6 protein-coding genes and 1 riboswitch are annotated in these 4,813 nt (G+C 42.2%); all 6 genes read right to left on the bottom strand.

Annotation, left to right across the window (positions count from 1 at the left end; all coding sequences use genetic code 11):
• A partial coding sequence (locus B4F08_RS09295; protein ID WP_291374221.1) for a helix-turn-helix domain-containing protein occupies positions 1 to 279 on the bottom strand: 279 nt, incomplete at its 3' end.
• Positions 280 to 415: 136 nt separating this feature from the next.
• Entirely contained in the window at positions 416 to 781 is a 366-nt protein-coding gene (locus B4F08_RS09290) for a YkgJ family cysteine cluster protein (RefSeq protein ID WP_086210253.1), read from the bottom strand.
• Positions 782 to 875: 94 nt separating this feature from the next.
• Entirely contained in the window at positions 876 to 1,673 is a 798-nt protein-coding gene (locus tag B4F08_RS09285) for an MBL fold metallo-hydrolase (protein ID WP_110974623.1), read from the bottom strand.
• Between the two features lie 182 nt (positions 1,674 to 1,855).
• Positions 1,856 to 2,431, bottom strand: a complete 576-nt coding sequence (locus B4F08_RS09280; protein WP_086210255.1) for a TMEM165/GDT1 family protein — start codon at positions 2,429 to 2,431, stop codon at positions 1,856 to 1,858.
• A gap of 83 nt (positions 2,432 to 2,514) precedes the next feature.
• Positions 2,515 to 2,656: riboswitch (yybP-ykoY riboswitch) on the bottom strand.
• Between the two features lie 34 nt (positions 2,657 to 2,690).
• Positions 2,691 to 2,978, bottom strand: a complete 288-nt coding sequence (locus B4F08_RS09275; RefSeq protein ID WP_086210256.1) for a hypothetical protein — start codon at positions 2,976 to 2,978, stop codon at positions 2,691 to 2,693.
• Between the two features lie 139 nt (positions 2,979 to 3,117).
• On the bottom strand, positions 3,118 to 4,813 hold a 1,696-nt coding region (locus B4F08_RS09270), incomplete at its 5' end, for a 2-oxo acid dehydrogenase subunit E2 (protein WP_291374220.1).

Genomic DNA, 4,813 nt, shown 5'->3' with positions numbered 1-4,813 from the left:
AGCAATCTGTTCAGGACTCCATTGAAGATCAAGATAAGAGATGACATGTGCCCACATTCCACAAGGGATTCTTTTAGGATTAGGACAATGTCGTCTTCGAGCTACTTTATTGGCATGTTTAGCGAAATAGCCATTTCTAGCTCGATTACGTTTGATTTCCCTAGAAATGGTAGAAGGTGAACGATTCAGTCTCCAAGCGATATAACGTTTAGAAAAACCTTCACGTAACAATGTATAAATCTGATATCGTTCTTCTTGGGTAAGATGAGTATAGTTCATGATGCAACTTTGACTTTGGTCGGTCGGAAGCAAAATGCTAGCTCATCTTGCTTCTTTCCAATAATTTAATCTCTGTTGCACTTCATTTGAGAATCTAAGAAATGAAAAAGTAGAGCCTTGGCTCCACTTTTTGCAATTAGCATACCTGATTAAACCCTTCATCATTGACCGATAAGCCTGCGTCTAGTTGCACAAAAGGAATCATATTGTGTGCACGTCGTGCTTTGTTGCATTGATCGTCAGCAATCTGAACTTCTTTACATGATGAACTCCGTTGTTCATACATACCACAACTCACCTGCTCACCAATGGTTCCATCTAGTGCAATACAACGCGGGTTTGCTTGATTCGTTCCCACCATACATGAGTACACAGCCGTCACAGGCTCGACATAGTGCTCAGGCATGGGAATACCTTCGGCCCAATAAAATGAGACTCTAAAAAAGGCACAACATGCCCCACAGCTTAAACAGGCATCTTCCGTCGGAACTTGAGACAACATCCTTTATATTCTCATTTTCAAAAAACTTTTTTGGAAGAAAATATTAAAAAAATTGTGGTCGCCAAACAAGCAAAATTTACGACTATTTTGTCACTTAAGTGGGACAGGTAAATACACTCTCGTCCATCAAATCTGTGCCACATTCCAAACCTTCAATCCAGTCTAAGAACTGATGGATCTGCTCTTGACCAATAAAAGGAGTCCCATGTTGTGGTACGATCATTTCGATATCCATCGTGCGGACCATGTTGACCCATAAACGGATCACTTTGTTATTACACATATAACGCTGATGGAAGCCTTTCATTTTAGGAATATGTGCAGCAAAATTTTCCAAAGGTTTAGATGCATCATCCACCATTGATGCCCCCATATCACCTGAAAACAAAATCTTGGCAATCGGGTCATAAAACTGAAAATTGCCTACCGAATGTAGAAAATGGGCAGGTACAGCAATAATGGAAGATTGACCTAAAGTGATGACTTGACCATGATCAGGCAATTCCACCAACCGGTCTAACCAGTTGCCTTTCATCCGCTCACTCATAAATGCAGAGTTCAAATGCGGTAAAAAACGTGCCCACAGTTTAGAAGCCACAACTTTTGCCTCGGTATACACTAACCAACGTGGCATTGAAGTGATAATGTCCGGATCTTGATGTGAAGCCATGACATAATCAAGATTAGTCAAACGAGTATATTTATTCAACTCCATCGTGAGTGGTACATAGGTTAAATCCCCACCCGGATCTAACACTGCAGCACGTTCATGGTCAATAATTAAAAACTGGTTCGCCTGAACGCCTTCACCTTTGACCAAGCTGGTAAAGCTAATACATTTATGTGTGCCATCATCATATAAAACCTGTGACGTTGTACGGTCAAATGCCATACCAATCCCCTCAAAATACTGTTTTTCTTAAACGACTTTTTAATGCCTACAACATATATGGATTTACACAAACTTACAATGCATTTGCGACCAATATCATTTGATATATCAATAAATTGAGAATGATTTAACAATAAAAAATCCCGATTTTTTAAGTCGGGATTGGTGATTTTTATAGTGAATTAGAAGAAATAATGCTGTACTAGTGTAGAAATACCCACAACTAAAAAAATCGCTGCACCAATTTTATGAATCAACGAAATCGGTAATTTATCTGCCAATTTATCGCCAATAAACACAGCGGGTGCATTGGCCAACATCATACCGAAAGTCGTACCCAACATGACCCAAAAAATACTGTCAAAACGTGCAGCCAAAGCTACTGTCGCAATTTGAGTCTTATCGCCAATTTCCGCTAAGAAAAATAAGATAAAGGTTGCGCCAAATACCCCAAACTTTTGCCATTTATTAATGCTTTCAGTTTCGTCCCCTAATTCATCGGGGATCAACATCCAGATCGCCATCCCAATAAAGCCAAGTGCAAGTATCCACAATAGAATTTCGGGGCTAAGTACTGTCGTAATCCATTGGCCCAACACCGCAGAGATACCATGATTGATCGTCGTCGCAAGTAAAATTGCAATTAAGATCGGGATGGGTTTACGGAAACGCGCTGCAAGTAAAAGCGCAAGCAATTGGGTCTTATCACCCATTTCAGCAAGGGCAACAATTGAAGTGGAGATGAGGAATTCATACATAGTTGAATGCTCTGGCTAGCAAAATATACCGATGACCTACCCCTCCTGCTAGCCAAAATCAAATAGATTGATGCAGAGTGGTAAATCAAAGGTCTTGCCAACAAAAGCACGACTGAAAAGTCGTTTTTGGTTCTTTGCTATGATGACCATGTTCTGTTGAACAATTATGTTGATCATCACCCCTTTACTTTGCGTAAAGAGCGGCTACTCCCCAATGAAGTGATAGCATTTTAACAAACAATCAGAACTTTTTGAATCTCTATATCCAAATTTTTTGGTAAGTCCACATCAACACACGAGCAATACCCAATATAAAAGCTAAATTCACACTTAAACAAAAAAAACCAAAAATACCCCAGCCACTTGCACCACCAACACTTTGGGCTTGATACTCCATGGCCAAAACCATAGTCGCCGCAAGCACCTCCAACCCCATGACGATATACATCACCCAGTCTGATGAAAAATCTAAGAAACTTACCCACAAACCCATTAATACAAAAACAATCAATAATATAGGCAATACAATTCGATAGATCACCAGCATCCTTGCACCTCATCTCAAATAGAATCTTTATCAGTCTAAAATTATTTTAAAAGAAAGCCTGAATCAATAAAATCACACTTATTATTATCCCAAAACATAAAAACCCCGCCTAGGCGAGGTTTTCTAAATTTAAATCATATCAGATCAACAAGCTACGGATGTCTTTTAGTAACTTGGTGAGTTTATTGGTAAAGCGTGCTGCATCTGCCCCATTGATCACACGGTGATCATAAGACAAGGACAATGGTAACATCAGCTTAGGATCAAAACCTTGCCCATTCCATACCGGTTGCATCGTTGCAGGTGAAATACCCAAGATTGCAACTTGCGGCCAGTTCACTAATGGCGTAAATGCTGTGCCACCGATTGCACCGAGACTTGAAATGGTGAAGTTTGCGCCTTGAAGATCTTTCGGCGAAAGCTTCTTATCACGGGCTTTTTGACCCAATACACCGAGCTCCACCGCAATTTCTTTGATAGACTTTTGGTCTGGATTACGCAGTACAGGAACAGTCAAACCATCTGGTGTTGCTACAGCAATGCCCATATGAATTTCATTACGCAACAGTACAGACTTGCCATCATCAGCCAAGTGACCTGCAAAATCACGCTCTTCTTTCAACAGGTGCGCAACAGCTTTAATAATGAAGGCCATAATCGTCAAGCTAATGCCATCTTTCTTAAAGTTACCTTTAAGATCATTACGCCAAGCTTCAAGCTCAGTAATATCCGCCAAATCAAACTGAGTGACTTGCGGAATATAGTTGTTTAAAGACAACTGAGGAATAGAGACTTGTTGCAGACGTGTCAGCACTTTCTCTTCTACACCACCAAACGCACTAAAGTCCGGCAGTTTCGGTAAGCCCGCAGTGGCAGCAACCGCCGCAACAGGCGCTGTTTGCGGTGCTGTCAAGCGACCTTTCACATAAGCAAAAATGTCATCTTTCATTAAACGTGCATGTGGACCAGAGGCTTTGACTTCTGCCAGTACTACCCCCAACTCACGCGCCAATTTACGTACCGCAGGACCCGCATAGACTTTAGCATTGGCTGCATTTTGCTCTTTGGTCAGCTTATCTGCGCCTTGAACTAGTGGTGCAGTCTGTACAACAGGCGTCTCTACTGGCGCAGTTGTAACTTGAGCAGTTATAGGTTTCGCTGGTGTCTGAGCAACAGCTTGAGCTACTGGTGCAGAGGCTTGCCCCTCAGCTTCAATAGTCACCAAAGCCACGCCTTCTGAGACATTTTGACCCAATGCAACATGAATCGCTTTAATCACACCTGCTGTCGTACTTGGTACTTCAACCGTTGCTTTGTCTGACTCAACCACGATGATACTCTGGTCTTTTTCAACCGTATCACCGACTGACACCAAAATTTCAGCAACAGCCGCTTTGTCTACACCCAAGTCAGGCACTGCAATTTCAACTGCACCTACAGGCGCAGCAGCAACTTGTGGTGCCGCTTCAGCAGACTGAGCTTCAGTGGCTTGAGGCGTTGCAACTTGCGGAGGCTCAGCAGTCGCTTGTGTAATTGAAACTGCTGTTTTTACAGTCAGAATCACCACACCCTCTTTAACACTGTCACCCACTTGAATGCTAATTGATTGTACTGTACCTGAAACCGTACTCGGGACTTCAACGGTGGCTTTGTCTGATTCAACCACAAGGATGCTTTGATCGACGTCAACTTGATCGCCAACCGACACCAAAATTTCACCAACGGTTGCTTTTTCTACACCGATGTCTGGCACTTGCACATCAATCACTTGTGATGCTGTAGTCGCAGCTGGTGAAGTCGTTTTAGCAACAGCAGCGGGTGCAGGCTTTTCTTCA

It is taken from the genome of Acinetobacter sp. UBA6720 (assembly GCF_002454215.1).
In the GTDB taxonomy this organism is placed as follows: domain Bacteria; phylum Pseudomonadota; class Gammaproteobacteria; order Pseudomonadales; family Moraxellaceae; genus Acinetobacter.
The sequence above is the reverse complement of the archived record's forward strand: the minus strand, read 5'-3'. Positions and strand labels throughout refer to the sequence as shown.

Coding starts and splice junctions, on each gene's coding strand:
- B4F08_RS09275 (WP_086210256.1), bottom strand. CDS start 2,978: ATGCTGGTGATCTATCGAATTGTATTGCCTATATTATTGATTGTTTTT.
- B4F08_RS09290 (WP_086210253.1), bottom strand. CDS start 781: ATGTTGTCTCAAGTTCCGACGGAAGATGCCTGTTTAAGCTGTGGGGCA.
- B4F08_RS09280 (WP_086210255.1), bottom strand. CDS start 2,431: ATGTATGAATTCCTCATCTCCACTTCAATTGTTGCCCTTGCTGAAATG.
- B4F08_RS09285 (WP_110974623.1), bottom strand. CDS start 1,673: ATGGCATTTGACCGTACAACGTCACAGGTTTTATATGATGATGGCACA.